At 69.8% G+C, this 26,073-nt stretch carries 29 protein-coding genes and 1 pseudogene; 15 read left to right on the forward strand and 15 right to left on the reverse strand.

Features of this window, described 5'->3' with window-relative positions:
• The first annotated feature begins 433 nt into the window (after positions 1-433).
• Positions 434-799, forward strand: a complete 366-nt coding sequence (locus ACZ5ID_RS24295; protein ID WP_468901606.1) for a hypothetical protein — start codon at positions 434-436, stop codon at positions 797-799.
• Positions 800-866: 67 nt separating this feature from the next.
• Here the strand turns inward: ACZ5ID_RS24295 and ACZ5ID_RS24300 are convergent, their stop codons facing one another.
• Positions 867-1,214, reverse strand: a complete 348-nt coding sequence (locus tag ACZ5ID_RS24300; RefSeq protein WP_468901608.1) for a DoxX family protein — start codon at positions 1,212-1,214, stop codon at positions 867-869.
• 362 nt (positions 1,215-1,576) lie between these two features.
• Between ACZ5ID_RS24300 and ACZ5ID_RS24305 the strand changes: the two genes are divergently transcribed.
• Entirely contained in the window at positions 1,577-2,359 is a 783-nt protein-coding gene (locus tag ACZ5ID_RS24305; protein ID WP_468901611.1) for a phosphotransferase, read from the forward strand.
• A gap of 342 nt (positions 2,360-2,701) precedes the next feature.
• Here ACZ5ID_RS24305 and ACZ5ID_RS24310 read toward each other — a convergent pair whose 3' ends face one another.
• Positions 2,702-4,420, reverse strand: coding sequence for a GAF domain-containing sensor histidine kinase (locus ACZ5ID_RS24310; protein ID WP_468901613.1), 1,719 nt, complete (start codon positions 4,418-4,420; stop codon positions 2,702-2,704).
• A gap of 356 nt (positions 4,421-4,776) precedes the next feature.
• Here ACZ5ID_RS24310 and ACZ5ID_RS24315 point away from each other — a divergent pair, with 356 nt between their 5' ends.
• From ACZ5ID_RS24315 to ACZ5ID_RS24325, 3 genes are all read left to right on the forward strand, one after another.
• Positions 4,777-5,241: a pyridoxamine 5'-phosphate oxidase family protein gene (locus ACZ5ID_RS24315; RefSeq protein WP_468901711.1), complete on the forward strand. Its 465-nt coding sequence runs from the start codon at positions 4,777-4,779 to the stop codon at positions 5,239-5,241.
• A 387-nt stretch (positions 5,242-5,628) separates the two neighbouring features.
• Complete coding sequence (locus ACZ5ID_RS24320; protein ID WP_468901616.1) at positions 5,629-6,021, forward strand: STAS domain-containing protein; 393 nt, start codon at positions 5,629-5,631, stop codon at positions 6,019-6,021.
• 384 nt (positions 6,022-6,405) lie between these two features.
• On the forward strand, positions 6,406-7,107 hold the full coding sequence (locus tag ACZ5ID_RS24325) for a response regulator (protein ID WP_468901619.1): 702 nt from the start codon (positions 6,406-6,408) through the stop codon (positions 7,105-7,107).
• Positions 7,108-7,598: 491 nt separating this feature from the next.
• Here the strand turns inward: ACZ5ID_RS24325 and ACZ5ID_RS24330 are convergent, their stop codons facing one another.
• Positions 7,599-8,516 carry a universal stress protein gene (locus tag ACZ5ID_RS24330; protein ID WP_468901622.1) on the reverse strand — a complete coding sequence of 306 codons (918 nt, stop codon included), beginning with the start codon at positions 8,514-8,516 and terminating at the stop codon, positions 7,599-7,601.
• Between the two features lie 214 nt (positions 8,517-8,730).
• Here ACZ5ID_RS24330 and ACZ5ID_RS24335 point away from each other — a divergent pair, with 214 nt between their 5' ends.
• The 3 genes and pseudogenes from ACZ5ID_RS24335 to ACZ5ID_RS24345 form a co-directional block, all read left to right on the forward strand.
• Entirely contained in the window at positions 8,731-9,372 is a 642-nt protein-coding gene (locus ACZ5ID_RS24335; RefSeq protein ID WP_468901625.1) for a hypothetical protein, read from the forward strand.
• 221 nt (positions 9,373-9,593) lie between these two features.
• A complete protein-coding gene (locus ACZ5ID_RS24340) occupies positions 9,594-10,124 on the forward strand; it encodes a flavodoxin domain-containing protein (RefSeq protein ID WP_468901628.1) in 531 nt (176 codons plus the stop codon).
• 173 nt (positions 10,125-10,297) lie between these two features.
• Positions 10,298-10,432, forward strand: a pseudogene (locus tag ACZ5ID_RS24345) (regulator); the annotation flags it as partial.
• A gap of 221 nt (positions 10,433-10,653) precedes the next feature.
• On the opposite strand, the gene ACZ5ID_RS24350 reads toward ACZ5ID_RS24345, so the two are convergent.
• Both ACZ5ID_RS24350 and ACZ5ID_RS24355 read right to left on the reverse strand, forming a co-directional pair.
• The gene (locus ACZ5ID_RS24350; protein ID WP_468901630.1) at positions 10,654-11,139 is read right to left on the reverse strand and encodes a VOC family protein; all 486 of its coding nucleotides are present in this window, start codon (positions 11,137-11,139) and stop codon (positions 10,654-10,656) included.
• A gap of 268 nt (positions 11,140-11,407) precedes the next feature.
• The gene (locus tag ACZ5ID_RS24355; RefSeq protein ID WP_468901633.1) at positions 11,408-12,010 is read right to left on the reverse strand and encodes a CGNR zinc finger domain-containing protein; all 603 of its coding nucleotides are present in this window, start codon (positions 12,008-12,010) and stop codon (positions 11,408-11,410) included.
• A gap of 81 nt (positions 12,011-12,091) precedes the next feature.
• On the opposite strand from ACZ5ID_RS24355, the gene ACZ5ID_RS24360 reads away from it, so the two are divergent.
• Positions 12,092-12,886 (forward strand): MBL fold metallo-hydrolase, encoded by a 795-nt coding sequence (locus tag ACZ5ID_RS24360; protein ID WP_468901635.1) that lies wholly within the window; start codon positions 12,092-12,094, stop codon positions 12,884-12,886.
• 258 nt (positions 12,887-13,144) lie between these two features.
• On the opposite strand, the gene ACZ5ID_RS24365 is transcribed toward ACZ5ID_RS24360, so the two are convergent.
• Positions 13,145-14,365, reverse strand: coding sequence for an MFS transporter (locus tag ACZ5ID_RS24365; RefSeq protein ID WP_468901638.1), 1,221 nt, complete (start codon positions 14,363-14,365; stop codon positions 13,145-13,147).
• A 231-nt stretch (positions 14,366-14,596) separates the two neighbouring features.
• Between ACZ5ID_RS24365 and ACZ5ID_RS24370 the strand changes: the two genes are divergently transcribed.
• From ACZ5ID_RS24370 to ACZ5ID_RS24395, 6 genes are all read left to right on the forward strand, one after another.
• A complete protein-coding gene (locus ACZ5ID_RS24370) occupies positions 14,597-14,752 on the forward strand; it encodes a hypothetical protein (RefSeq protein WP_468901641.1) in 156 nt (51 codons plus the stop codon).
• A gap of 223 nt (positions 14,753-14,975) precedes the next feature.
• Positions 14,976-16,931: an APC family permease gene (locus tag ACZ5ID_RS24375; RefSeq protein ID WP_468901643.1), complete on the forward strand. Its 1,956-nt coding sequence runs from the start codon at positions 14,976-14,978 to the stop codon at positions 16,929-16,931.
• Between the two features lie 247 nt (positions 16,932-17,178).
• Positions 17,179-17,709 carry a hypothetical protein gene (locus ACZ5ID_RS24380; RefSeq protein ID WP_468901646.1) on the forward strand — a complete coding sequence of 177 codons (531 nt, stop codon included), beginning with the start codon at positions 17,179-17,181 and terminating at the stop codon, positions 17,707-17,709.
• Between the two features lie 129 nt (positions 17,710-17,838).
• Positions 17,839-18,675, forward strand: a complete 837-nt coding sequence (locus ACZ5ID_RS24385) for a DUF4097 family beta strand repeat-containing protein (RefSeq protein ID WP_468901648.1) — start codon at positions 17,839-17,841, stop codon at positions 18,673-18,675.
• Between the two features lie 278 nt (positions 18,676-18,953).
• Positions 18,954-19,979, forward strand: coding sequence for an ATP-binding cassette domain-containing protein (locus ACZ5ID_RS24390; protein WP_468901650.1), 1,026 nt, complete (start codon positions 18,954-18,956; stop codon positions 19,977-19,979).
• Entirely contained in the window at positions 19,976-20,800 is an 825-nt protein-coding gene (locus ACZ5ID_RS24395; RefSeq protein ID WP_468901652.1) for an ABC transporter permease, read from the forward strand. Before ACZ5ID_RS24390 ends, ACZ5ID_RS24395 begins: the two co-directional genes overlap by 4 nt.
• 61 nt (positions 20,801-20,861) lie before the next feature.
• Here ACZ5ID_RS24395 and ACZ5ID_RS24400 read toward each other — a convergent pair whose 3' ends face one another.
• The 9 genes from ACZ5ID_RS24400 to ACZ5ID_RS24440 all read right to left on the reverse strand — a co-directional run bounded on the left by ACZ5ID_RS24400 (position 20,862) and on the right by ACZ5ID_RS24440 (position 26,059).
• Positions 20,862-21,683 carry a MerR family transcriptional regulator gene (locus ACZ5ID_RS24400; RefSeq protein ID WP_468901655.1) on the reverse strand — a complete coding sequence of 274 codons (822 nt, stop codon included), beginning with the start codon at positions 21,681-21,683 and terminating at the stop codon, positions 20,862-20,864.
• Between the two features lie 69 nt (positions 21,684-21,752).
• Positions 21,753-22,415: an HAD family hydrolase gene (locus ACZ5ID_RS24405; protein WP_468901657.1), complete on the reverse strand. Its 663-nt coding sequence runs from the start codon at positions 22,413-22,415 to the stop codon at positions 21,753-21,755.
• Positions 22,416-22,455: 40 nt separating this feature from the next.
• The gene (locus ACZ5ID_RS24410; RefSeq protein ID WP_468901660.1) at positions 22,456-22,869 is read right to left on the reverse strand and encodes a gas vesicle protein K; all 414 of its coding nucleotides are present in this window, start codon (positions 22,867-22,869) and stop codon (positions 22,456-22,458) included.
• Positions 22,859-23,086 (reverse strand): gas vesicle protein, encoded by a 228-nt coding sequence (locus ACZ5ID_RS24415; protein ID WP_468901663.1) that lies wholly within the window; start codon positions 23,084-23,086, stop codon positions 22,859-22,861. The genes ACZ5ID_RS24410 and ACZ5ID_RS24415 overlap by 11 nt, the downstream gene beginning before the upstream one ends.
• Complete coding sequence (locus ACZ5ID_RS24420) at positions 23,083-24,045, reverse strand: GvpL/GvpF family gas vesicle protein (RefSeq protein ID WP_468901666.1); 963 nt, start codon at positions 24,043-24,045, stop codon at positions 23,083-23,085. Before ACZ5ID_RS24420 ends, ACZ5ID_RS24415 begins: the two co-directional genes overlap by 4 nt.
• The gene (locus ACZ5ID_RS24425; RefSeq protein ID WP_468901668.1) at positions 24,042-24,530 is read right to left on the reverse strand and encodes a gas vesicle protein; all 489 of its coding nucleotides are present in this window, start codon (positions 24,528-24,530) and stop codon (positions 24,042-24,044) included. Before ACZ5ID_RS24425 ends, ACZ5ID_RS24420 begins: the two co-directional genes overlap by 4 nt.
• An 18-nt stretch (positions 24,531-24,548) precedes the next feature.
• Complete coding sequence (locus tag ACZ5ID_RS24430; protein ID WP_406551867.1) at positions 24,549-24,797, reverse strand: gas vesicle protein GvpG; 249 nt, start codon at positions 24,795-24,797, stop codon at positions 24,549-24,551.
• Positions 24,798-24,868: 71 nt separating this feature from the next.
• A complete protein-coding gene (locus ACZ5ID_RS24435; protein WP_468901672.1) occupies positions 24,869-25,585 on the reverse strand; it encodes a GvpL/GvpF family gas vesicle protein in 717 nt (238 codons plus the stop codon).
• Between the two features lie 3 nt (positions 25,586-25,588).
• Positions 25,589-26,059 carry a gas vesicle structural protein GvpA gene (locus ACZ5ID_RS24440; protein ID WP_468901675.1) on the reverse strand — a complete coding sequence of 157 codons (471 nt, stop codon included), beginning with the start codon at positions 26,057-26,059 and terminating at the stop codon, positions 25,589-25,591.
• Positions 26,060-26,073 lie beyond the last annotated feature (14 nt).

Below are 26,073 nucleotides of genomic sequence, written 5' to 3' on the forward strand. Positions count from 1 at the left end.
TGAGAGAGAGGGGGGGAATCCGGCGCGGTCGTGCATCTGCCACATGATGGCTGGACGGCATGACACTCACCCCGAAGCCATCGCCACAGCGGCCCTCACCACCGTCATGTTGGCGGGAGGCAGGCAAACGTTGGTATGAGGTGCGCCCCGGTCAGGTCGGCCGGGCGGCCGGTCGATATTCTTGTGGTCCAGACCTCGTGGGGGGATCCGCAGGGCCGACGCAACCGGGCGCGCTCAATTTCATCGGCTTCATCGGCGCGGCAGGTCCGACTCTTGTGCGCCCGGAGTGGGTTCGCCACATCCATCCACTGTCCGGAATCCTCCCGTCGGGTCAGATGTACGTATACACGCCCGACGGAAAGGGCGGCTTCGAGCCCGCTCCGGCGCGTACGTCTGGAAGCACTTCAAGTACGGGGTCTCCATCGACCTGGAGATGACCGGCTCCCAGGACGGCTCGTACCACGTCAAGGACGACGGAACGCTGAACCTGTGGCTGCACGGCAACCTCAAGCGGATCGGTGGCGGCTGGAGCCCGTACGACAGCATCTTCATGCCGGGCGCCCTCGGGAGCGCCAGACACCCCGATCTGCTGGCGCGTGACAAGCAGGGTTTCCTGTGGCGCTGGCAGAGCAGGACGGACGGTTCACTGGCCCCGCGTACCCGGATCGGGGGCGGTTGGAACCAGTACACCCATTCCGAGCCTTCTCGACGTATCCGGTGTATCCGGTGTATCCGGTCCCGGTGTACCAGATTCCCGGTGTACCAGGTTCCCGGTATTGAGACCGCACGCATCCGGTGAACCCGGCTGCCGGCGGCGCGAGCGTGCGCCTGCCGGCAGGCGGGGGCCAGGCACACACCACTCCCCCTCAAGCCGCCTGGCCGAGGATCAGGGTGGCCACGGCGGGCGCGAGATACAGGACGGGGAAGACGACAGTCTTGTACGAGCGGGCCCGCAGCACCGTGACGACCGCGCCCAGGAAGTACAGCACCAGGGCGACGCCGGCCGCGACACCAATCGCGGGAACCGCCAGGCCGACCAGCAGGCCGATGGCCCCAGCCGCCTTGGCCAGCCCGAGCAGCGTCCACGACGAACGCGGGACGCCGTAGTCGATCAGCGGCTGGGTGACGAACTCCGCCCGGCGCAGGAGTGAGAACCCGGAAAAACCGATCCAGGCAGCGGTGAGGACGGCGACGATGACGTAGGCCATGGACATCGGGGACTCCTATGCGTGGTGACACGGCTTCGACGGACGGCCGGTGAACCGACCCGGTGTGAAGGCGTCGGCGTCGCCGCGCACCCTCACACTCGGTTGAACCGCGTCGGCCCCGATGTGTGACAGCGTCGCGAGAAATCCTCAAAAAACTTCGCCCGCGTCCGCGGCGGGGGGTGATGTCCGAGTGCTCGAACTGCCCGGATCGCGTGCACGCGAGCTCAGGAGCGCTTCGAGCTCGGCGGAACCAGGCACCTACCTGGCCTTCCTGGCCTTCCCGGCCTTCCCGGGACCGGCATCCGCCCTCTGCCGCCCACAGGCGGTTGCTCGAAATGGCCATGCCGGAGACGGTCTAGGCTGGCACGATGATCGAAGACGGTGCCACGGACCAGGGCAGTGTGACGACCGTGCGGCGCGTCGGCGAAACGATCCGCCGGCCCGTCGGCGAGTGGACGCCGGCAGTGCACGCCCTGTTGGCTCACCTGGAGGCGGCGGGCTTCAGCGGGGCCCCGCGCGCCCTCGGCACCGACGGCGCCGATGAGGTCGTCTCGTTGCTGCACGGCGAACCGGCGTTCAGCCCCTGGCCCCCCGCCCTGCGCTCGACCACCGGCATCCAGGAACTGGGATCCTGGCTACGCGAATACCACGCAGCGGTCCGCGACTTCCGTCCCCCCGCCGACGCACGCTGGCGCGGACAGGAGGAGCCATGGCGGCCCGGCATGATCATCCGACACGGCGACCTGGGGCCATGGAACTCCATCTGGAACGGTGACCGGCTCGTCGGCTTCATCGACTGGGACTTCGCCGCGCCCGGTCACGCCCTCGACGACCTCGCACAACTCGCCTGGTACACCGTGCCCCTGCGCCCCGTTGAGCAGCAGCGAAGGGAAGCGATCACCGGGGACCACACCCTGCGAAACCGCCTCAGCGCCCTGTGCGCCGCCTACCGCGCCCACCCGGCAGCCGTCCTCGACGCCCTGGACGGCCTCCAAGCCCGCGAGACAGCCCGCATCCAACGACTGGGCAGCCTCGGCCAGGAGCCGTGGGCGACGTTCCTCGCCCGCGGCGACGCGGAAGAGATGAAAGCCGAACGTTCCTGGCTCCGGACGAACCGCACCGTCCTCCTCGACCACCCGACCCCGGCATGAGTGCCAAGGACGGCCTACCGCCACAGCTATGCCGTGGGCGATCCCGACAACGCGGCGAGCGCGCGTGCCGGGCGTCGCGGGGCAGGCGGGACTTTCGCAACACGCCCTGGCCCTGTTCGCAACACGCCCTGGCCCCGTTCGAGCCGGGGCCCACTCCTGAACCGCTCCGGGGGTGCTGGGCGGGGACTCAGAGCGGGGGCCCCTCCACCATGGCGGGGAGGGCGGAGGGGTCCCCGCGGAGGTGTTCGCCCCCGCGAAGATGTTCGCCGCCGAGCGTCGATGCCACGACCCGATGCGCACCGACGGGCGGCAGCCCCAGGCGCCAGTGGCCCATCCTGTGCCCTACGCCTTCGGCAACGGTACCCACCACACGAGCACGGTCCCACCGTCCTTGGCGTCAGCCAGCACCAGGCCGCCGCCCAACTGCTCGGCCCGCTCCGCCAAGTTGCGCAGCCCGCTGCGACGGCCACCGGCGGGGATGCCCACACCGTTGTCGGTGACCGACAGACGCACTTCGCGCCCGTCGGTGGCCAGGACGACCTCGGCCCGCGTCGCCCGCGCGTGCCGGGCGATGTTGGTCAGGGACTCGGAGAGCACTGCCACCACGTGGTCGGCGATCTCCTTGGGTACGTCGGTGTCCAGCAGGCCTTCCATCCGCACGCTCGGAGCGAAGCCCAGCACCGGCGCCGCCTCCCCCACCACCCGGACGGCGCGCGCCCGCAGACCGACCTGCCCGGCCCCCTCGCGACTGCGCAGACCGAAGATCGTCGACCTGATGATTTTGATGGTCTCGTCCAAGTCGTCGACGGCGCGTGCCACGCGCTCGCCGGCTTCCTCGTGTTCGATGAAGCGGCCTGCGCTCTGCAAGGTCATGCCGGTGGCGAACAGCCGCTGGATGGCCAGATCGTGCAGGTCCCGGGCAATACGGTCACGGTCCTTGAGTACCGCGACCTCCTCCGCGTCCCGGCGGCGCTCGGCCAGTTCCATCGCGACGGCGGCCTGGGCGGCGAACGTCTGCAGCGTTTCGGTCTCGTTGTCCGTGAAGGCCGGTCGGCCGACCTCGCGCGCCAGCAGGACCACACCGCGGGCACCCACTTCGCCCGTGCCGATGGGCACGGCCACGGCCGGGCCCAGCCCCGCGAAGCGTGGCGGCTCCAGCGAGATTCGCTCGTCCTGGCAGACATCGTCGCTGGTGACGGGTGCGGCGCCGGAGAAGGCCAACCCCATCAGACTCTTGTCCATCGGCAGGACCAGTCCCCGGTGGGCCTCGGCGTCCATCCCTACCGCGATCTCCACCGCGAGCGAACCGGGATCCTGCATGGGCAGCGCCACCGCCGCCAGCGCCGAACCGGTGATCTCCCCGGCCCGCCTGGCGATCAGATCGAGGACATCGGTGCGCGCGTTGTCCGACATCAGCCGGTGGGTGATCTCCGCGTTCGCCCGCAACCAGCGCTCGCGCAGCCGCGACTCCTCGTACAGACGGGCGTTGTCGATCGCGACTCCGGCCGCCACGGCGAGTGTGAGCGTGACCGAGACATCCTCTTCGTCGAACTGGGCGCCGCCGCGCTTCTCGGTCAGGTACAGATTGCCGAACACCTGCTCACGCACCCGGATCGGCACACCGAGGAAGGTGTTCATCGGCGGGTGGTGCGCCGGGAATCCGTATGAGGACGGGTGGTCGGAGATCTTCGCCAGCCGCAGGGGCTCGGGGTGGTGGATCAGCTCGCCGAGGATGCCGTGGCCCTCCGGGTAGGGGCCGATCCGGGCGATCTGCTCGTCGCTGACCCCCACCGTGTGGAAGGCCGACAGCCGTCTGCCGTCCGGGCCGATCACACCGAGCGCCGCGTACTCGGCGTCGACGAGCACCGCCGCCGCCTCCACGATCCTGCGCAGGGCCTGCTCCAAGTCGAGCTCGCGGCCGACCGACAGCACCGCCTCCAGCAGGCTGTGCACACGGTCGCGGGTGCCACGGGCCGCGTCCAAGCGGGCCTGCAACTCCTCCAGGAGCTCGTCAAGGCGCAGCTGAGGGAGCCGTACGCGGGCCTCCTCGGGGCTTTCCACCTGAAGTCCTCCAGGTCCCCTCGATGAACAGACCCTCAACGGTTCTGTCACCTTCCACCCTAGTGCTCGACCACACAGCGCGACAGCCAATCGGTCGCGGTACCCGTCTCTTCGCCCCAATAACGCCTATGCCCCGTGCAAGGCCGCCGCCGACGGCCTACCAAGGCCAACGCGAAGGACAATCGGCCCCCGACCAGGGGACCTTCGGCACCTTCGGGAACAACGCCCACCCAACGACAGTGGCATCACAAGCGGCGCCGATCCCCCGGCGCCGCTTCCACGCGGTGCGGGCTGCTCGGCCACAGGTCACGTCCGGCTGCGGGACCGTGTGTATGACCGACCTTACGGGGAACACCATGACCGGCTACGACCAACCGGCGAACGACGCGCAGGGACGCAGCACTGTCTCCCTGGACAGCGACACCGCGATGCGACTCCTGGGCAGTGTGTCCTTGGGGCGCATCGTCTTTACGCGGCACGCGCTGCCGACCGTTCGCCCGGTCAACCACGCCGTGGTCGACGGAGACATCGTCATCCGCACCCACGGTGATGCCGCGCTGACGCGTTACACCCGGCAGACCGTGGGTGAGGGTGCCGTCGTCGCCTACGAGGCCGACGACATCGACCCCGGCACCCACCTCGGCTGGAGCGTGGTCGTCACCGGCTATGCCCGCCTGGTCACCAACCCTCGGGAACTGGCCCGCTACCGCACGCTCCTGCGGCCCTGGAGTACGCAAAGGATGGATTACGCCGTCCGCATCCGCCCCGACCTGATCACGGGTGTACGCCTCACTGCCGACCCTTCCGTGCGCTGCGTCTGAATGGTTCTGAGCCGTACGGCACCACGATGGCGGGGCAGTGCGCGCGGTGCGGGAGGCTGCGCAGAAGCGGACGGGAGGACCGACCCCGCGTGCCGGTACGGCGGCCGTACTCCTAGGATGGCCGACCGACGATCACAGCGGCTGCGGCTCCCGGCCGCCTCCGCGCCAGGAGCCCGGGACCCCACCCCTACAGGTCCAGCCTCTCCCGGTGGTGTAGCCGTGCTTGGGCCGTCCGGCCCCATCGCCGCATCGGACGGGCCCCGTGCCGTCGGCCAGCGCCTACGGGGGCGCGCAGGACCTGTCGGACCGTCGCAGGACCTGTCGGACCGTCCGACAGGGACCGAACAGCCCTTCCGCACGGCCGCCCGGCACCGGTTACCTCTCCTCATGACCGAGAGCCACACGAGGTCCGCGCCGTACAGTGCCCAGCGCGTCGTCGGCGGCGCGACCGTCGTGACCCTGCGGGGCGAAATCGACATCCTGACGGCGACGCCGCTCACAGCACGCCTGGACGACCTGACCGCCGACCCGCACCCCGATCTTCTGCTCGATCTGCGCCCCGTGTCCTTCATCGACTGCGCCGGGCTGGGCGTACTGTGCCGGGCACACAACCGTGCCCGGGCTCGGCACGGCCGGCTGCGGCTGGTCACCGACAGCACCGGCTTCCGGCGCATCCTGCACTGCACGGGCCTGACCGGTTTCTTCGACGTCCACCCGCAGTGGCCCGAGGACGTGGCCGGTACAGCGGGCACGGACCCGGCCGCGGCTTCGGGCAGCTGAGTCAGGGTGCCGGTCCGTCCCCGGCACGCGCGCTCTGCCGCGGCACCCCGTCCGCGGCGCGGCGAGGGGTGGCCGCGCCTTCCGGCCCGTACCTCAGGCGCGTGAGCAGCTGGCCGTGCACGCCGCCGGGACCCGCAGAGCGGCCCGCAGGTCCGCCGCTCCACTGCTCCGCCGCTCCACCGCTCCGCCGCCTGGTGCAGCGGCGCGCGCAGCCCGTCACAAGCTGCCGGGACGGCCACGCGGCACATGGCACGTGGTGCCCGCCGTGCCTGTTTCACCGGGCGAGTTGGGCCTGTCGGCCCTAGTACATTCGGCCCCCGCGCGTGATGATCGGCACAAGGGCAGCTCGCCATCCTGTCCACCGCCGGGGAACGAGAGGTCGCCATGCCAGAGCCACGTACTTTCACCGAGCAGAACCCGATCCGGGTGTTTTTGCTGGACGACCACGAGGTCGTGCGCCGTGGCCTGGCGGACCTGCTGGACTCCGAGCCGGACATCTCGGTGGTCGGCGACGCCGGCACCGTCGACCACGCCCTCGCGCGGGGCGCGGCGCTGCGCCCCGATGTCGCCGTCCTGGACGTACGGCTGCCCGACGGCAACGGCATCACGGTCTGCCGGGAGCTGCGCGACCGGATGCCGGAACTGGCCTGTCTGATGCTGACCTCGTTCGACGACGAGGAGGCCCTGCTCGACGCGATCATGGCAGGGGCGTCCGGATACGTCCTCAAGCAGATCAAGGGGTCCGACCTGGTCTCGGCGGTACGCACGGTCGCCTCGGGCCAGTCGATGCTGGACCCCGCCACCACGGCCCGCCTGATGCGCTCGCTTCGGGCGGACCCGGTCGAGAGCCCCGCCGTACCGTCCGAGCTCGCGGGCCTGTCACCGCGCGAACGGGACATCCTCGCGCTGATCGGCGACGGACTCACCAACCGCGAGATCGGCAAGAGGCTCTACCTCTCGGAGAAGACCGTCAAGAACCACATCTCCCGCCTGCTGGCGAAGCTGGGAGTGCAGCGTCGGGTCCAGGCAGCGGTACTCGCCTCCCAACTCGCACAGCCGGAGAAGGGCGAGCACCCGAAGGCCTGACGCGAAGGGGGCGCGGCGGACACCGCGGCCGGGCAGGCACCGCCCAGCAACGCGGCGGGCCCACTCCGGGCTCCGACTCCGGTCCGCCTGGCGGCCGGGGCCGGGCAACAGCGACACCTCGGCCTGCCGGCCCTGGTGAGCGATCGCCACGCGCAGCATGAACAGGCTGTCCCGCGCCGTCCCACAGCTGATGTGCAGTGCCCATCCGTTCGGGTCCGCGTACGACAGCTGCCGACTCGCGTCCGCGTGCAGTCCCAGCACGTCGTCCGCCGCGCGGAAGACGAACGCCCAGGGCTGCGCGTTGTGCAGCGAGGGTGCGGTGGTGGCGTCACGAACGAGGGCCGTCACCGTCTGTGTGTCACATACGCGAATCACCGTGACCGCCGCCCCCTCGGCACGGCCTCACCGACCGCCCGGCTGCGACGAAGGCGAAACGGCCCGCTGCGAGAAGGCCTCGCGCAGGCTCCACTTTCCCTTCCGTGAAGGTCCGCTCAACGGTGCGCGACCACCACGACCGGGGGTCGGGCGTGGTGCAGGACCCCGTGCGTCACGGGTCCGACGTGGGTGATTCCGCCACGTATCCGCCGCCCCACCACCAGCAGCGCGGCATCCTCGGCCGTCTCCACGAGCCGCTCGGCGGCCCGGTCCGCGACACACAGGGCTTCGATGCGCACCGAGGGAAACTTCGCCCGCCACGGCCGCAGGACATTCTCCAGCCCCTCCGCCTCGGCGGCTCCCAGCGCGACGATGTGCCGCGGGTCCACCGCGGCCGGGTCGTACCCGAAGACGGGCGGCGGACTCCAGGTGTGGACGACCCGCAGGTCGGCGCCGCGCGTCCGGGCGGCTTCGGCGGCGTAGTCGATCAGTGCGTCACAGGGATGCGAGAGGTCCAGCCCGAGCACCACCTCACGCGGTGCTCCACCCTCGCGCGTCCCACCCTCCAGTTCTGCCCGCTCGTCGGCCATGGCCTCCGGCCGTACGAGGACGACGGGCCGCCGTGCGTGGGCGAGGACGGCCATCGAGACGGAGCCCGTCAGGAAACCACGCAGGGCACTGGGCGCCCGCGACCCCAGGACCAGCGCCTCGGCTTCGTCGGCGGCCTCCAGCAGGACGTCCACCGGCTGCCCGGGGATCTGCTCCGCCGTGATCTCCACCCCGGGGTGACGGTCCCGCAGCTGCTCGTACGCCTCGTCCAGCATGTGCCGGGCCCGGCGTTCCTCGCCGTCCGGCGCGTCCGAAAGCAGCGCGGTCGCACCCAGCGGCGCGTACCCGAAGGCCGGCTGCCACGCCTGCCACACGTGCAGCAGCCTCAGGGAGAGCCCGCGCCGCGCCGCCTCGCCGGCCGCCCACAGGGCAGCGGCGCTCGACTCGGGCGAGCCGTCCATTCCTGCGATCACGGTACGGGGCATGGCGTCCTCCCATGGACAGCGGCCTGGTGAGCGCTTCCACCCTGCGCCCCGTCCCGCGTCGGCCGCGAGGGCCGAACGGCCCCGACCGGCCCCGACCCAAAGGACCAACAGCCCCGCAGGGTGGCCCGAACGCCCCCACCTCAGGGACCGCGCCGGGCGCCACATTGTCCATGTCGGCGCACTGGGCGTGGACATGAAGAGAAAGCGGAGGACCATGGCCGTACACGGACACTCCCAGCACTCCCACGCACACGTACGCAACCGTTTCACCTTCCGGCCCAAGAGCGGAGCGGAAGGCACGAAGCGGGCCGCCACCGCCGACCGCGCCGAGGCGTCATCGCCGGCTCTCGCACGCACGCTGGCCGGACTGCGACTCGTGACGGCGTTCACGTTCCTGTGGGCGTTCTTCGACAAGACCTTCGGCTGGGGCTACTCCACGCATTCCGGCAAGGGATGGATCGACGGCGGCTCGCCCACCAAGGGCTTCCTCAGCGGTGTCGCCGCCGGTCCCATGGAGTCCACCTTCCACGACTGGGCCGGTGACACCTGGGCCGACTGGCTGTTCATGCTGGGTCTGCTCGGCATCGGCCTCGCCCTGGCGAGCGGCGTCGCGCTGCGTCTGGCCGCGGTGGCGGGCACAGCCCTGATGGCGCTGATGTGGACGGCCGAATGGCCGCCCGCCCGGCACCTTTCCGACGGCTCCCTCAGCGCGTCCACCAACCCGCTGGTCGACTACCACGTGGTCTACGCGGCTGTCCTGATCACGCTCGCCGTCTTCTGCGCCGGCCGCACCTGGGGCCTCGGCCGGATGTGGGAGCGCCTGCCGTTCGTGGGCGACCGGGGCTGGCTGCGGTGAACCGGCGAACTCCGGACGCGAGCCCCCTCGGCCGGGAGGCGCGGTTGCCGGGTGGCCCGCGGCAGCCGTGGCACGCGACGGGGCCTCAACGGGCCCTGGGATGGGTCTTTCGGCCTCTGGCGACCGCTGTGCCACAGAGCAACGCTCGGCGTAGGACCACCCGCAGACCACGCGGCATCACCGACGACTGGATGCGCAAGCAGTGAAAGCAGGTGCACGTCATGACCCCAAGAGCGCTTGTCGCCTACGGCTCCAAGCATGGCTCCACCGCACAGATCGCCGAGCGGATCGGCGAAGTGCTGCGGGGCCACGGCCTGGACACCGAGGTGCGGCCGGCCGCGGACGTACGTGACGTGCGACCGTATGACGTCGTGGTGCTAGGGGGCGCCGTGTACGCCGGGCGCTGGCACCGCGACGCGCGCCGGTTCGCGCGGCGCAGCGCCGCCCAGGTCTCCGGGACACCGGTGTGGCTGTTCAGCAGCGGCCCGCTGGACACCTCGGCCTCACAGCGGTCGATACCGCCGGTGGCCGGAGCCCGGCGCGCCATGATCCGCCTCGACGCGGTGGACCATCAAACCTTTGGTGGCCGCGTCCGCGACGACGCCCAGGGCCGTGTCGCGCGTTCGCTGATCACCTCCGGTCACGGCGGCGACTTCCGCGACTTCTCCGCCATCACCGCCTGGGCCGAGCGCATCGCCGCCGAGTCCCCCGCCGCGCGCTGCGAGCCCGAACGCCGCAGCGGCGGGACCTGACCGGCCCGCCACGAGGGGCCGGTCGGCCCCTGCCCCGATCCCCCCGGCACACCGAGGCTGGTAGCGGAACCAGGGCCGTACGAGCCGAGGAGGAACCCATGGTGACCAAGCAGGCCAACCGGATGACGATCGCGCTGCCGGGCCTCTATCAGAACCGGCTGATGAACAGCCTCATGTGCGACAGCGACCGGCAGTTGGGCTCCTGCGTCGCGCTGTGGGTGGGCCAGGTACTCGCCCACCGCCTGCAACAGGCCCGGACCCGGCTGCTGGACCTGTACGCACCGTACGGAAGTGGAACTCCGCGCTGACAGCCTCTGGTCTCTCTCCTCCTCTGCGCCAGACACACGCACACTGAGAGGAATCTGCCTGTCCGGCTTCTTCGCGGGCGGGAGGTTCCTGCCCTCGGGCTTCTTGCGCCCGTCGACCGTGTTCCGCGAGACATGGCTGCCGTCGGCGAGTTCGGCCAGGCTCCGATCACGCGAAGGCACCCCTCTGCGTTGATCACGCCATTGGCTCGCGCCGCGACCGGTCACCCGGCGGCGGACAGGCGGCGCCGGAGCTCCTCCTCCGGGACGTCTTCCATGTGGGTGAGAAAGACCCACATGTGCCCCGAAGGGTCCTTGAGGATGACCGTGCGGTCACCGTGGAACATGTCCATCGGCGGCTGGAGGATTTCGGCGCCGGCGGCCTCTGCGCGCTCCGCCAGACTGTCCACGTCCGGCACATATACATGCAGCATCACGGACGTGCTGCCGCCGAGCGAGGCCGGTGCGGCGAAGGAGCCCGGTTTCGGCTCGCCCTCGCCGGAGTCGCCCAGCATCAGCACCGACCGTCCGATGGTGATCTCGGCGTGCAGAATCCCACCGCCTGGAGCATCGATCCTGACGTCCTCGCGGGCGCCGAACGCTCGCCGGTAGAAATCGATCGCCGCGGCGGCGTCATCGACCATGATGTGCGGGATCACCGCATAGCGGTAGCGGTCGGGGATCTCGATGTGGGCTGTGCGCTCGGTCATGGCGAACTTCTTCCAAAGGACGCCGCTGGGCAGTTCCCGCGGCTCTGGAACGAACCTAGAAGCTCTAGTTGGGTCGAGGTCAAGCGCCGACGTGACTGCTGTGCGCACTTGCCTGCCGTGCGCCTGCCCGTCAGCAGCACGAGGCGGGGGCGCGCGCCAGCGACTTCGGTAACAGGCAGCCCGCTTCGGCCCGCCCCGCCCACAAGATCGCGATCTACAGCTGAAGCATCAAGCTGACCCTGTCCGGGCAGTCGGCGGCGTGGCGTCCTCACTCCGTCGCGGTGCGCCGGGCGTAGGCGCGGGCGGCGCGGGCGCGGTCGCCGCAGCGGGTGGAGCACCACTGGCGGCGGCCGTGCTTGAGCAGGAAACGGTTGCAGGGAGGGGAGGCGCAGGCGGTCAGACGGGCGGCGTCGGGGGTGGTGAGCAGGTCGGCGGCGTCGGCGGCGATAACCGCCAGGGCGTGCTCGACGATCGCGGCGGTGGGGTGAGGCGTGGCGCGATAGGGGCCGCTCTTCTCGTCCCACAACAGCAGGGGTGCGGTCGGGACGCGGGTCATGGCGTCGTTGATCGCCGTGACGGCGGCGGGCAGCGCGGGCTGCCCGGCTACGCGGGAGGCCAGTAGCGATCTGACCTGCTCGCGCAACGACCGCAGCTGCGTCGCGCACACCTCCGACAGGCAGGCGCCGACCGGGGCGAGATCGCGCTGCACCAGCCACTGCTCGGCCCGCGCCGGGGTGCCCAGGAGGTCGGCGGTGTGTCCGCCGGGCAGTGCGAGGGCGCTGTTGGCGAGGGCCAGGGCGGGGTGTTCCGCCTCGCCCGGCGCGGACGGGATGGCGGCTTCTTCCCCCACGGACTCTTCCATGGTTCTCATGGTACGGGTTGCGTTCATCCGTGAGGCACGCCTACAGTCACCTCACGGTTAATACGCACTCTATCCGTGAGGAATCCTCTCGTGTCTTCCGCGACCCCGCAGACCGCCCCCTTCCCCGTCCGCGTCTTCGGCGGCCCGACCGCCCTGTTCGACTACGGCGGCCTGCGCTTTCTCACCGACCCGACCTTCGACGGCCCCGGCGACCACCCGGCTCCGGCCGTCGTGCTGACCAAGACGGCGGCGGCTGACGGCAGTCCGGCCGATCTCGGGCGCGTCGACGTGGTCCTGCTCTCGCACGACGAGCACGCCGACAACCTCGACACCTCCGGCCGGGCCCTGCTCGCCGACATCCCCCTGACGCTCACCACCCCCAGCGGCGGCAAGCGTCTCGGAACGGCGGCCACCGGCCTCGCCGACTGGCAGTCGATCGAGCTGGAGCGCCGGGACGGCGGACCCGGCAAGGTCACCGTGACCGGCGTGCCCGCCATCCACGGCCCCGGCAAGCGCGAGGAGGTCGAGCCGATCTGCGGGGAGGTCGTCGGATTCGTCCTGACCGGCGACGGCCTGCCCACCGTCTATGTGAGCGGTGACAACGCCTCCCTCGACGCGGTCAAGGAGATCGCCGAGCGCTTCACCCGAGTGGACACGGCCCTGCTCTTCGCCGGAGCGCCGCGCATCTCCGAGGTCTTCGACGGCGGCCTGCTCGTGCTGGACAGCGCCCACGCCGCAGAGGCCGCGAAGATACTCGACGCCGACCGCGTCGTGCCCGTCCACTACGACAGCTGGGCCCACTTCACCGAGGGCCGCGACGACCTCATCGCCGCCTTCGCCGCCGCCGGTCTCGCCGACCGCGTCGACTTCGGCGTGCGCGGCTGACCCCAGGTACGTCGGGCCCGTACGCGGGACGTACCCGGGCGCCGGTCGGCCCAGACCCGTCGCAACGGTCGGCCGACGCCCGGCACCTCAACCTCCCCGCACGCCAAACACCTTCAAGCCGAAGACCGCGCGCGTTCACTCACTGTCCTGCTGACCGTCCTCACAGCTGGGGCGCGTTGCCGCCCGGCGGAGCCGCCGGCGGCCTTCGGCGATGGCTGTGACGAGCGTGAACGCGCCCACTGCGGCTGCGGTGTACGTTCAGGACCGCTCCGCGCAGCCCGGACCGGTGAGGCGCTCGACGGAACGTGCGCCTACTGCCAGGACCATGAGAACCGCGGTGCAACCGCCTAGCAGCATGACCGCGGACGGAGAGGTGCGGTCCAGGACGACTCCCCCTACCAGTGCACCAATAGAGATTGTTGCCTGGAAGGAAGCGGTGAACAGGACCGATGCCGCTTCGGGGGCGTGCGGCGCAGTCTTGGAGAACCAAGTCTGCGACGCGACTGGTACGGCGCCATACGCGACGCCCCACACAAGCAGCAATATCACTGCTCCCGTCTCCCAGCGGCCCAACACTGGAAGCAGGAGGGTCACCGCGGCGATCAGGCCGGCCGCGAGCCCGAGGATGGTCCGCGGATACTCGGTCACCCAGGCGCCGCCCAAAAAGTTGCCGATAATGCCGGCGGCACCGTAGAGCAGCAAGAATGCGGTGACCAGACCGTCGCTGGCGTGGGTGACCTGCGCCAGGAATGGTGTTACGTAGGTGTAGGTACCGAAGTGAGCCAGCACCACGAGGAACGTCAGCAGGAGCGCGAAGCGGGTGCCGCCGCTGCGGAGCATGCCGCCGAGGACGCTCAGTCGGGTGGCCTGGACCGGAGGAAGCGGCGGTACGAATAAGAGCAGCATGACCAGTACGCCAACCGTCAAAGCTCCCATGACGGTAAAGGCCGTTCGCCATCCAGCGAGATCTCCGATGAAGGTGCCGGTCGGCACGCCGAGGACGGATCCCAGCGGGACCGCAGAGAAGATCACAGCAGTTGCCCTGCCGACCGAAGCCGGCGGCACCAGTCGCTCCGCCAACCCCACCCCGATCGACCAGAAGCCGCCGATCGTGATCCCGACCGTGATCCGGGAGGTCAGAACGAGCCAGTAGTCGGGTGCCGCGGCGGCAAGAAAGTTTGCCAGTGCCAGCAGGAGTACGAAGATGCAGAGCATCAGTCGGCGATCGAGGCGTGCCGTGGCCGCGGTGACCAGTGGAGCGGCGATCGCCGCCAGGAAGCCGGGCATCGTCATCATCAGTCCGGCCATCCCGTCCGAGACGGTGAAACTGGATCCGATCGAGGTCAGCAGACCGATCGGCAGGATCTCCGTGGTGACGATGGCGAAGAGTCCCAGCATCACCGAGACCACGGCCAGCCACCCCCTCAGCGGGGACCGGGAGGATTGGAGTTGGCCGTTGGCTGAAGCAGTGGTGGTCATGGCGTTCCGTCCTGTGAAAGGCAGCGCGTTTCGCGATCAGTCCAGCAGGTCTCATCGAGAGGTGGCTGGCAGATCTGCGACTGCACCTTTGCCTTCACGGGTGATGTCGCATTCCCGCCGACAACGGCCAACGCAATGAAGTGCCTTGGTCCTAGCCGCGGTGTCGGGAGGTCGGCCTGAGCACTCTCGCCCGCGGCCTGGGCGGTGCTGGGGCAACCCCACCGAGCCGAGGTGATCGCCCGGTCCGGCTCCGACGGCTTCCGGCAGAAGCAGGGGCTCCTCTCACTGGTGGAGGGCCTGGCCGAAGCCGGCGACGGGATCCGTGCGCACGAGGTCGCCAGACCTCACAAGCCACCGCAGGACATCACACTGAGTGTCCGCTCCTGACTCGCCGCCCCGCTCGTCCAAACGACTCAGCCCGTGTACGTATTCGCCGTGGACCTCTTCGTCTCGATGCGCTGTCGCCACCACGGGGTTGTTCTTAACGGAAGCTTGACGCCCTCGGACGCGTCATCCACGCGCCCGCCCGTCACTCTCTGCATACGCTGGTGCCGCCGTCCACGTGATGGCCGAAAACGCACGCTGAGCCGCACGTCAGGAGAGCACGCCGATGGCGACCACCGAACACCCGCCTCCGAGCCGGATACGGACGTGGATGTTGCAGGGTCTGTCCGACATGGGCAAACCCGGGGGCCACACCGGGCCGCACGCCGAGCCGGAGCACCCGCACAAGGGCCAGCGCTGGTGGCGGGTCATGTGCCTTACCGGCGTCGACTACTTCTCGACCCTGGGCTACCAGCCCGGCATCGCAGCCCTGGCGGCCGGACTCCTCTCCCCCGTCGCCACCATCGTGCTCGTGGTCGTCACCCTGGCCGGCGCCCTGCCGGTCTACCGGCGCGTGGCGGAGGAGAGCCCGCACGGCGAGGGCTCGATCGCGATGCTGGAGCGGCTGCTGTCCTTCTGGAAGGGCAAGCTGTTCGTCCTGACCCTGCTGGGGTTCGCCGCCACCGACTTCCTGATCACCATCACACTTTCCGCGGCGGACGCCTCCACCCACCTGATCGAGAACCCCCACCTGGAAAGCACTCTGCACGGCAAGCAGATGCTCATCACGTTGATCCTCGTGGCGCTGCTCGGCGCCGTGTTCCTCAAGGGGTTCCTGGAGGCGATCGGCGTCGCGGTGGCCCTGGTCGTGGCCTACCTCGCGCTCAACGTCATGGTCGTGATCGTCGGCATGTGGCACGTACTCACCGAGGGACACGTCGTCACCGACTGGACCACCGCCCTGACCGCCGAACACGGGAACATCTTCGTGATGATCGGCATGTCTCTGCTCGTCTTCCCGAAGCTGGCACTCGGTCTCTCCGGCTTCGAGACAGGCGTGGCGGTCATGCCGCACGTCCAGGGCGATCCTGGTGACACCGAGGAGCAGCCGAAGGGCCGCATCCGGGACACCAAGAAGCTGCTGACAACGGCTGCCCTGATCATGAGCGTCTTCCTGATCGCCACCAGCTTCATCACCACCTGGCTGATCCCGAAGAAGGAATTCGAGACCGGCGGCCAGGCCAACGGTCGCGCTCTCGCCTACCTGGCCCACAAGTACCTGGGCAACGCCTTCGGCACGGTGTACGACGTCTCGACGATCGCCATCCTGTGGTTCGCCGGCGCCTCCGCGATGGCCGGACTGCTCAACCTGATGCCCCGCTACCTCCCCCGCTACGGCATGGCCCCGCATTGGGCCCGTGCTGTGCGCCCCATGGTCATCGTCTTCACCCTGGTCGCCTTCCTGGTCACCTGGATCTTCGAAGCGGATGTCGACGCCCAGGGCGGCGCCTACGCCACCGGCGTCCTGGTCCTGATGTCCTCGGCCGCGATCGCCGTGACCATCGCCGCGCGCAAGGCGGCGCAGCGGGGCTGGACCGTCGGCTTCGCGGTCGTCTCGGCGGTCCTTCTGTATGTGACGGTCGTGAACGTCATCGAGCGCCCCGACGGTGTCAAGATCGGCGCCTGCTTCATCGCGGGCATCGTCCTCGTCTCCCTGCTCTCCCGCCTGGCCCGCGCCTTCGAGCTGCGCGTGACCAGCGTGACGCTCGACGACACGGCGGAACGATTCGTACGGGACATGGCCAGCCGGAAGATGCGGTTCATCGCCAACGAGCCCGACAGCCGGGACCAGGCCGAGTACCGCGACAAGATCGATCAGATCCGGACGGACAACGACATGCCGGATCAGGAGGACTTCGTCTTCGTCGAGGTCACCGTGCTCGACCCGTCCGAGTTCGAGGCGGGCCTGACCGTACGCGGCGAGGTCCTGCACAACCGCTACCGCGTGCTCACCCTGGAGTCCTCGTCCATCCCCAACGCCCTTGCGGCACTGCTCCTCCACGTACGTGACACGACGGGCTGCATTCCACACATCTACTTCGAGTGGACCGAGGGCAACCCCTTCCACAACTTCCTGCGCTTCTTCCTCTTCGGCCAGGGCGAGGTCGCCCCGGTCACCCGAGAGGTCCTGCGCGAGGCCGAGCCCGACCGCGTCCGCCGTCCCCGTGTCCACACCGGCTGAGCGTCAGAGGCCCAGTCATGGTGCGCCGCGACGAGGCGCAGGGCGGAGTCGCTTTGGCGGGCTCGTAGGTTCAGGGACAAGCACCGGAGCGGGGCGGCTGGCGTCTCCCGGGGGGGGTGCCCGTACGAACGGGCGCCCCCTCCCGCCCGCTGGCCGATGTGGCCCTTGGCGCCACATCCGTGACAGAGCTCCACACCATGGCGCCATAGAGCTTGCCATGGCGCCATGGCGGTGCCATTATTGCGTCATGGACCTCACTCCGTACGTGGATAATCTCCGGCACGAGCTCGCGCTCGCCGCCGAGGCAGGTGGCGAAGAAGCCCGTGCCCTCGCCCAGCGGCTCACCACCCCGCTCGAATCGGCGGCCCGGCTCACCCTGCTCAACGCCCTGTCCGACGCGATGGACGAGGTCACCCGCGATTTGGCGCCCGGCTCGGTGGACGTACGCCTGCGGGGCCTGAACCCCGAGTTCGTGGTGACGGCGCCACCGACGGCCGACGCCTTCGAAGAGGCCCGCACAGCAGTGCAGGCGCCGCAGCCTCCGGCGGCAGCCCCCGTAGACATCGAGGATGGCGCCACCTCACGCATCAACTTCCGGCCGCCGGCCCAGCTCAAGGTCCGGGTCGAGGAGGCCGCGAACCGCGAGGGCCTTTCGGTCAACGCCTGGCTGGTCCGGGCCGTCGCCGCCGCCCTCGAACCCACGACGGACCACAGCCGCAAAAGCCCAACCGGGCGGAGCACCGGGGGCGGTCAGGGCTTCACGGGCTGGGTTCGCTAGCCACCACCGGGAGCGGCTTCCGCCACACCCGGCCGCGGCTCCCGCCAGTTGTCCCAAGTCGCCGTCGCACCACTGCGTTCCAACCGAACACGCGCACGCACCTTCACTGACACAAAGGACGGCACAGCCATGCCTACTTTCGACACCCCCCAGCCCCTCTCCGCCACCGTCGACATCCAGGTCGGACATGCACGGATCATCGCGGGCAAGCGCGTCGACACCGTGGTCGCGGTGACGCCCAGCGACCCGGGCAACAAGCAGGACATCCAGGCGGCGGAGGAGACCGTGGTCACCTGCGCGGACGGAAAACTCCTGGTCAAGGGGCCCAGGAAACGTTCCCCCTTCGGCAAGTACGGTGCGGTCGACGTGACCGTGGAACTACCTGCGGGCTCGGAGCTGACCGGCAGTACGGGCCTCGGCGATCTCATCGGCGAGGGGCGGTTCGGGGACTGCCGTCTGACGGTCGCCGCCGGCAACATCGAGCTCGAAGAAGCTGCCGACGTACAGCTGAAGACCACGCACGGCGATGTCAGCGTCGACCGCACGACGGGCGAGGCCGACATCTACGGGTCGGGCCGGGTGCGGGTGAGCCGGATCGATGGTGCGGCGACCATCAAGAACATCAACGGGGCGACGGTGATCGGCGAGATCGGCGGCGAGTTGCACGTCAAGTCGTCCAACGGACCGATCAACGTCATGCGCGCCGAGTCCTCGGTCACCGCGAAGTCGGCCAATGGTGCCATCCGCGTCGACGCGGTCGCACGCGGACGGATCACGCTGGAGACCTCTGCCGGGGGCCTCGAAATCGGCATCGCCGAGGGCACCGCCGCCTGGCTCGACGTGCGGTCCAAGGCGGGCCGCGTCCGCAACGAGCTGGGAACAGCGGACGGCCCGGACACGTCCGAGGAGACGGTCGAGGTCTACGGCCGCACCAGCGTGGGCGACATTGTGATCCGCCGCGCGTAGTCCCCCGGCCGGGGCCGCAGGAGACCCCGCCTCATCGGCGGAGCGTCTCCACGCCCCGTCCACCGCCAAGGCGCCCTCGCTGCCGGCCTCCGGGCCTGCGCGGGGGCGCCTTCGCGTAATCCGGCCTTCGCATCCCGAGGTTCAGGCATGCCGGCGCCACAGGTTTCCCGTAAATGGCGTCATACGTGCTCGACATGGCGCCATACATGTGCCACTCTGGCGACATCGATAGCGATCGAGGCGCCATACCGGCGCTCGACGTAAGGAGAGGACCCGTCATGGCCCCCGCAGCCCCGCTCCCAGCTCCGGCCCCCGACGCCGCCACCCCCGGCAGCCACCGTCCGGCCGCGATCTCCGCCGTCGGACTGCGCAAGTCGTACGGCGAGAAGGTGGTCCTCGACGGCATTGACCTGCGGATACCGGAGGGCACGGTCTTCGCCCTGCTCGGTCCGAACGGCGCCGGCAAGACGACCACCGTGGAGATCCTTTCCACGCTGATCACCGCGGACGCCGGCCAGGCCCGGGTCGGCGGCCACGAACTCGCCGAGGACCCCGACGGCGTCCGGCGCCAGATTGGCGTCACCGGTCAGTTCGCAGCCGTCGACGGGCTGCTCACCGCCGAGGAGAACCTGCTCCTCATGGCCGACCTGCACCACCTGAGCCGCGGCGAAGGACGCCGGCGCGCCGCCGAGCTCCTGGAGCGCTTCGAGTTGACCGAGGCGGCCCGTAAGAACGTGGCCACCTTCTCCGGCGGGATGCGCCGCAAGCTCGACCTGGCCATGACGCTGGTCGGCCGGCCACGGATCATCTTCCTCGACGAGCCGACCACCGGCCTCGACCCGCGCAGCCGCCGCGTCATGTGGGAGCTCATCCGCGATCTGGTCACGGAGCAAGGCGTGACCATCTTCCTCACCACGCAGTACCTGGACGAGGCCGACCACCTGGCCGACCGCATCGCAGTCCTCGATCACGGCCGGCTCGTCGCCGAGGGCACCGCCGAGGAGCTGAAGCGGCTGATCCCCGGCGGGCACGTCCGGGTCCAGTTCACCGACGAGACCGACCTCGCCACCGCGGCCGGGGTCTTCGGCATCGCCACCCGCGACGACGCATCACTCACCCTTCAGATCCCCAGCGACGGTTCCCTCGCCAATCTCCGCGCCGTCCTGGACGTCCTCGACAACAGCGGCGTACAGGCCGAATCGCTCACCGTGCACACTCCCGACCTCGACGACGTCTTCCTCACCCTCACCGGCCGCCAGAACAGCCACACCGTCCCCGCAACTCACCAGGAGTCGAACCGATGAGCACCGTCACCCTCACCTCGCCCAAGGCCGCCAACCCCACACGTTCGTACGCGCTGCGCGATGCGATGACGATGCTGCGCCGCAACCTCATCCACATGAAGCGCTACCCGTCGATGACGATCTCGATCGTCGTGATGCCGATCCTGATGCTGTTGCTGTTCGTGTACGTCTTCGGCGGCGCGATCGGCACCGGCATCGGTACGGGCACCGACCGCGGCGCCTACATCAACTACGTGGTACCCGGCATCATCTTGATGTCCGCGACGTCGGGGGCCGTCGCGACGGCCGTGTCCGTCTGCACCGACATGACGGAAGGCATCATCAACCGCTTCCGCACGATGTCGATCTCCCGGAGCTCCGTCCTCACCGGCCACGTCCTCGGCAGCGTCATCCAGGTCTCCGCTGTACTCGTCCTGGTCACCGGCGTCTCCCTCGCCATCGGCTTCCGCCCCCACGCCTCGCCCCTCCAGTGGGTCGCCGCCCTGGGCCTGCTCCTCTTCCTGGCGTTCGGTCTGGCCTGGCTGTCCGCCGCGATGGGCATGGGCGCCAAGACCGTCGAGGCCGCGAGCAACGCCCCACTGCCCCTGACTTTCCTTCCCTTCCTCGGCAGCGCGATCGTCACCCCCGACTCCATGCCGACCGGGCTGCGCTGGTTCGCCGAATACCAGCCCTTCACCCCGATCAACGAGACGCTGCGCGGACTGCTGCTCGACACCCCGATCGGCAACAAAGGCTGGCTGGCGCTTGCCTGGTGCGCAGGGCTCGCCCTGCTCGGCTATCTGTGGTCGCGCTCGGTCTTCAACCGCGAGGTCACCCGGTGACGCGGCGCCCGGCACCAGGCCGGGCGGTGCGGCGAAGGGGCAGGGGGCCCGGGGTGATAGGTCAGACCCGGATCACCGGTGCCTGCAGCTCCGTCACCCATTCGTCCCGATCCTCGGGGCATTCCAGATTGATCTCGCGGGGGTACCCGGTCAACTGGTAGCCGTTGGCGTCGATCCAGCGCGCCAGAACCTGGGCCGTGGGGAGCATGGTGTCCATCGAACCGTGGTGCACGATGGTTGCCGCCTGCTCCAGGGGTGGCAGGTGGAGGATGCGGACGGCGCCCTCCTGGAGCGGGGCGGAGACCTGGACGGCCGCATGGACGCGGATCTTCCCGCCGCCCTCCGCGGCGTCCTCGTAATAGGCCACACCGGGTCCCGTGGGGGAGACACCCGCCGAGCCCAGGCGCCGGAACAGCTCGTCGTAGAGCGGCCCGATGACCGGGCTGATGTCCTCGGGCTGGAAACTCGCGGCAGTCCCGGTCAGCTCCGCCACCCGGACGGCGGGGACGCTCTTGATCACAACGTCGTTCGTGGGCATGTGCCCCTCGCTCTCGATCGCTCGGAGCCTCGCCTCGATCTGGACCAGCCGTTCTCCTGCGGCAGCCATGGCGGTCTCCAACTCAGCCCGCCGCAACCGCAGCATGCCGCGCAGTTCGTCCGCGCTGACCTTCTCCTCCACGATGTCCCGAACCTGCTGGAGGACGAATCCGAGGTCCTTGAGGGCGATGATCCGGTTCAGGCGAGCGAGCTGGGCAGCGCTGTAGTAGCGGTAGCCGCTGACAGGGTCGACGTGGGCCGGACGCAGCAGACCGGTCGCGTCGTAGTGACGCAGCATCCGTACTGAGACGCGGCCATGCCGGGCGAAGTCTCCGATGGTGAACATGATGTCTCCGAGCTGACCGCCTGACACGGTGTGAGGGTCAAGAAGGGCTGAGCCTCGTGCGGTAGCCCTTCACGCACTGCGCGCCGGTTCCAAAGTGAAGGCGAGGATGTCGGATGCTGCCTCGCGCAGGGTCGCGAAGTGGCGGTGGACTCCGTCCACGGGGACCGGGGTGTTGACGCCCCACACCGTCATACCGGCCCGCAGCCCGGACTCGACTCCAGATGGCGCATCCTCGATGACGAGGCAGTCCTCCGGCCTGGCGCCGAGCCGTTCGGCGGCCAGCAGATAGGGAACCGGTGACGGCTTGCCCTCCGTAACGGCTGCGGCATCCACGAGCACGCCCGGAACCGGCAGCCCGGTCCTGGCGAACCGCCCGCGCACCCGGTGCTCGTAGTTCGAGGTCACCAGGGCCCAGCAACCCGAGGGAAGACCGGCCAGCAACTCCGACGCGCCCTCGAAAGCGGTATATACGCCGGACCGAACATCCTCGTCCTCCAGCTCATGCAGGACGGCCAGGCACTCGTGCGGGTCCCGCTCCGGGGCCACCGCCGCGAAGGTCTCCACAGGGCGTGTCCGCAGGGCCAGTTCATAGACCGCAGCCGGGTCAAGTCCGTAGCGTGCCGCCCACACCTCCCAGACCCGACGCTGGTTGGCGACTGCGTCGATCAACGTTCCGTCGACGTCGAAGAGAACATACTTCGCGGAACCTGGCTGCTTGAGTTCGCTGGTCACGCGGAGATCATGCCATCAGCCGACAATCAACCCGGCGCTATCACTCCTCGCGCGGCAGCAGTGTGCCGAGGGGCCCGAGGTCGAGGTTCAGGTCTTCCAGGGTGTAGCCGTGCTCGGCGCACAGGTCGGCGAGGCTGTCGTGGAGGGCCAGCAGAGTGGCTCCGAGCTCTTCTTCCTGTTCATCGGTCAGGTCGCCGGCGTCCACCCGGCGCAGGGCCTGGCGTTCGATGAGCTGGCGCAGGAGCTCGATGATGGTGAGGACGAGTTTGAGCAGATCCTCCCCCACGGTGTCGGGGTCGGCGTGGATACGGTGGGCGGGACTGGCCGCTCCGGCGTCGCGCGGTGTGGGGGGCGCCTGGACCAGCCGGAACGCCCGCGCCATGGTGTCGCCCACGTTGTCCAGATCCGGGTCGGTGCGGGCGCGGCGGGGCTCCTGCGGGGGGTCACCGTCCACGTCGGCCTGCCGCAAGGTTCGGCGCCCCGGAGGGGACCGTCTGGGAACTGGCGGACACGATGAGGGCGCGCAGTGAAATGCGGACGAGATCGATGTCCGCGATCGACAGGACGATGTCACCCGTCACGACCACTCCCCCGCTGAGGAGCCGGTCGAGGAGGTCGACCAGGGCGACCTGGCGTCCGGCCAGCGGCTCGCGCGGCTCTGCCGGCGTCATGGCCCCTGCCCCTGTCCTTGTCCCTGCCCCTCGGAACCAGCCGGGGCCGCTTCGTCATCGGGTGTCATGGCGAAGGAGTACGGGGCCCAGGGGCCCGTCACTTCGACGTGGATGCGAGGGTAATCCCGGGCGGCCTGCTCGATATCGGCCCGGAACCGGGCGGCCTCTCCATCTGGCACCAGGTAGGCGTCGTTGACGACGTTTTCCCTGCGGTCCTCCCCCGGACCGGTCAGTGCTCCACTCTGGGGAGCGTGGCGTATTCGGTGCGGGGTGTAGCTCGCGGCGATCGCCTCGATGGCCTCGCATGCCTGCTGCGCCTGCTGGTAGACCGTCTCGCGGGCGTGGTGTTGTGCTTTGCGGCGTTGCAGGTATGCCTTGCCCGGCGTGGTGGGGCCGGGCCCGTCGGCACTGCCGGGCGGTGCGTCGGCGGCGGCCGGGGTCGAGGGAGTGAGATAGACCTTGACGCCGTACTCGGTATGGTCCTTGAGCTCGGCCAGCCGTCGGGCGAAGGCGGACTGCTGTTCGGACAGGGCCAGACGGGCACGGCCGTCGTCCCGGTAGACGGTGGCCATGCGCAGTGGCAGGACCGTTTCCCGGGCGGCGACGGCCTGCACCACTTCGTGGTGGGCGCGGGCGACGTTCTCGAGCCACTCCAGGTCTTCGAAGTGGTCCTTGAGGGCCGACTCGTCGAATTCCCGGCGCGGTACCGGGCTGACGACCAGGGCGAGAGGGGCCTCAGCGGCCCCGGTGGCAGGGGCCGGACCGGCCTCGCGGTCGGAGTCCAGCGGGCCGGCGGCCAGTGGATCCGTGTCCACCGCGCCGGCGTCCAGCGGGCCCGCCTCCAGCAGCACGACGGGGGCCCGGCCCACGCCCCGTAGGCCGCCGAGGAGCTCGCGCAGCGGCTCCGTGTGCCGGGTGACGGCATACACGTAGGTGAGTGTGTCCTGTTCGGTGGTCATTGCGGACGCCCTCGTGTCGCCCCACCGGAGGTCGTCCCACCGGCGGTCGTCCCACCAGGCGTCGTCCCACGGTGCGTCTCCCCGCCGGACGTCGCCCCGCCGGACGCTCCGCCGGGCTCCTCGGCGCTCTCCAGGGGTTCGCGCCCGCCCGTCCGCTCCTGGCGCAGGGCTTCCAGCTCGGCGCGCAGGCGGCGGTTCTCCTGTTCGAGAGGGCTACCGGTGTGCCGGGAGGACAGGGAGGGGTCGTGCTCCCACCAGTCGATGCCCATTTCCTTGGCCTTGTCCACGGAGGCGACCAGGATCCGGAGTTTGATGGTCAACAGCTCGATGTCGAGGAGGTTGATGCGAATGTCTCCGGCGATCACGATGCCTTTGTCCAGCACCCGTTCGAGGATGTCGGCGAGGCTGGACGAGGAGCTCTGCCCGTACTGCATCGGCGCGCGGGAGGCGAAGGATCCGGGTCGGCCCGGCAGAGGTTCGCTCACGAATGGCTCCCGGTGCTCTCAAGGCAGTTGCTGCCGGAACTCGCGGATCTCTTCCAACCGGTCGAGCAGTTCGTCCTCCTGGCGGTCGAAGGTTTCCTCGTCGATCTCACCCTGCAGCAACTGCTGCTCGAGCTCGGCGAGCCGGCGCCAAATGGGCGCCGGGTCGTAGTACTCCTCTTCGGCCCTGTCGACCACACGCTGGGCAACCCAGGTGACGGCACGTACCGGAGCGACGGGCAGTGTAAAGAGGCTGGTCAGCAGTCCCATCCGGCTGCCTCCTCCCTGGTGGTGCGGGTGACGGTGCGGTGCGGTCTGGTGTGGTGCGGTGTGGTTGCGGATCACACGAAGCTGTAGGGCGGCAGGGGGCCGGAGAACCTCAGCTCGACGCCGCTGCCGACGTCGCGGGCCAGGTCGGCCTCTGTCGCGCGGAGGTTTTCCTGCTGTCCGTCCGGCACGAGCAGCGAGAGGTTGAGGAAATCGTTCGCCGACGGCGGCCGGGCGATGTGTTCTCGGGAGAAGGGAACGAGCGCCTCGGTGAAACCGGCCGCCAGGGCCTCTTGTCTGGCTTCCACCTCACGGGCGACCAGTTCTCCCAGGGCCAGCGGCAGGCGCGGGTCCTGGTCCCCGCCGCGGATCCGCGCGTTGAGGTCTCTCGCCTCGGGCAGATCATCCAGGATCTGCTGGAGCAGGGGCGTCTCGTCGGTCTGCGATGCGCGTACGTGGTACTCGGCGCAGCCCTCAAGGCGCTCAAGCGTGCTCAGGTAGCTCTCGGCGTGACTCTCCAGGGCCTGACGGACCGCCAGGTCGTCGGCGGCGGTATACCCGAACTGCAGGGGCAGGACCGCACCGTCGGCCATCAGCCGCTGCTGGACCTCCTGGTGTGCGGTGAGGTCCCGGCGCTTGGGCCGGACCTCTCCGGCGATGTCGCTGACCACCGCGCACAGGGGACCGGCGGCGACCGTCCGCAGCGCTGTGGGTTCGGATCCGACACCACTGACGCCGTCCAGGCGGCGGGGGTGGTCCTCGGCGGTGATCGAGTACACGTAGAGGGGCATCGTTTACTCCTTCTCCCGCTCCCGCCGTACGGGCCGCCGTGCAGCGGGCCGGCGGCGCCGGGGTGCCTCCTCGACCTCTTCCTCTTCTTCTTCCGGCTCCACGGACTTGGACGATTTGCCGGTCAGGGCATCGCTCACGGCCTCGGCGGCCCCGCCGAGGGCTCCCTTGGTCTTGCCCCGCGCACCGCCCTCCAGCATGTTGCCCATGACGTCCGGCAGCTGGGCGGGGGCCTTGCGGCCCGCTTCGAGGTCGAGGCGGTTGCAGGCCTCGGCGAAGCGTAGGTAGGTGTCGACGCTTGCCACCACGATCCGCGCGTCGATCTTGAGGATTTCGATGCCCACCAGCGAGACGCGGACGAAGACGTCGATGACCAGTCCGCGGTCGAGGATGAGCTCCAGGACGTCGTAGAGGCTGCCCGTGCCGCCCCCTTGCCCTCGCGCGACGGGGCTGCCGCCCTGCGGCACCATGGTCATGGCGCCTCCTTCCG

This window comes from Streptomyces sp. NPDC031670 (genome assembly GCF_055580545.1).

Bases quoted from the DNA above. Each gene is read 5' to 3' on its own strand.
- ACZ5ID_RS24320 (WP_468901616.1), top strand. From the start codon at position 5,629: ATGACCGAGAGCCACACGAGGTCCGCGCCGTACAGTGCCCAGCGCGTC.
- ACZ5ID_RS24380 (WP_468901646.1), top strand. From the start codon at position 17,179: ATGGACCTCACTCCGTACGTGGATAATCTCCGGCACGAGCTCGCGCTC.
- ACZ5ID_RS24340 (WP_468901628.1), top strand. From the start codon at position 9,594: ATGACCCCAAGAGCGCTTGTCGCCTACGGCTCCAAGCATGGCTCCACC.
- ACZ5ID_RS24315 (WP_468901711.1), top strand. From the start codon at position 4,777: ATGACCGGCTACGACCAACCGGCGAACGACGCGCAGGGACGCAGCACT.
- ACZ5ID_RS24300 (WP_468901608.1), bottom strand. From the start codon at position 1,214: ATGTCCATGGCCTACGTCATCGTCGCCGTCCTCACCGCTGCCTGGATC.
- ACZ5ID_RS24415 (WP_468901663.1), bottom strand. From the start codon at position 23,086: ATGACGCCGGCAGAGCCGCGCGAGCCGCTGGCCGGACGCCAGGTCGCC.
- ACZ5ID_RS24420 (WP_468901666.1), bottom strand. From the start codon at position 24,045: ATGACCACCGAACAGGACACACTCACCTACGTGTATGCCGTCACCCGG.
- ACZ5ID_RS24330 (WP_468901622.1), bottom strand. From the start codon at position 8,516: ATGCCCCGTACCGTGATCGCAGGAATGGACGGCTCGCCCGAGTCGAGC.
- ACZ5ID_RS24435 (WP_468901672.1), bottom strand. From the start codon at position 25,585: ATGCCCCTCTACGTGTACTCGATCACCGCCGAGGACCACCCCCGCCGC.
- ACZ5ID_RS24365 (WP_468901638.1), bottom strand. From the start codon at position 14,365: ATGACCACCACTGCTTCAGCCAACGGCCAACTCCAATCCTCCCGGTCC.
- ACZ5ID_RS24440 (WP_468901675.1), bottom strand. From the start codon at position 26,059: ATGACCATGGTGCCGCAGGGCGGCAGCCCCGTCGCGCGAGGGCAAGGG.
- ACZ5ID_RS24335 (WP_468901625.1), top strand. From the start codon at position 8,731: ATGGCCGTACACGGACACTCCCAGCACTCCCACGCACACGTACGCAAC.
- ACZ5ID_RS24350 (WP_468901630.1), bottom strand. From the start codon at position 11,139: ATGACCGAGCGCACAGCCCACATCGAGATCCCCGACCGCTACCGCTAT.
- ACZ5ID_RS24390 (WP_468901650.1), top strand. From the start codon at position 18,954: ATGGCCCCCGCAGCCCCGCTCCCAGCTCCGGCCCCCGACGCCGCCACC.
- ACZ5ID_RS24430 (WP_406551867.1), bottom strand. From the start codon at position 24,797: ATGGGACTGCTGACCAGCCTCTTTACACTGCCCGTCGCTCCGGTACGT.
- ACZ5ID_RS24305 (WP_468901611.1), top strand. From the start codon at position 1,577: ATGATCGAAGACGGTGCCACGGACCAGGGCAGTGTGACGACCGTGCGG.
- ACZ5ID_RS24375 (WP_468901643.1), top strand. From the start codon at position 14,976: ATGGCGACCACCGAACACCCGCCTCCGAGCCGGATACGGACGTGGATG.
- ACZ5ID_RS24355 (WP_468901633.1), bottom strand. From the start codon at position 12,010: ATGAGAACCATGGAAGAGTCCGTGGGGGAAGAAGCCGCCATCCCGTCC.
- ACZ5ID_RS24395 (WP_468901652.1), top strand. From the start codon at position 19,976: ATGAGCACCGTCACCCTCACCTCGCCCAAGGCCGCCAACCCCACACGT.
- ACZ5ID_RS24385 (WP_468901648.1), top strand. From the start codon at position 17,839: ATGCCTACTTTCGACACCCCCCAGCCCCTCTCCGCCACCGTCGACATC.
- ACZ5ID_RS24325 (WP_468901619.1), top strand. From the start codon at position 6,406: ATGCCAGAGCCACGTACTTTCACCGAGCAGAACCCGATCCGGGTGTTT.
- ACZ5ID_RS24400 (WP_468901655.1), bottom strand. From the start codon at position 21,683: ATGTTCACCATCGGAGACTTCGCCCGGCATGGCCGCGTCTCAGTACGG.
- ACZ5ID_RS24295 (WP_468901606.1), top strand. From the start codon at position 434: ATGACCGGCTCCCAGGACGGCTCGTACCACGTCAAGGACGACGGAACG.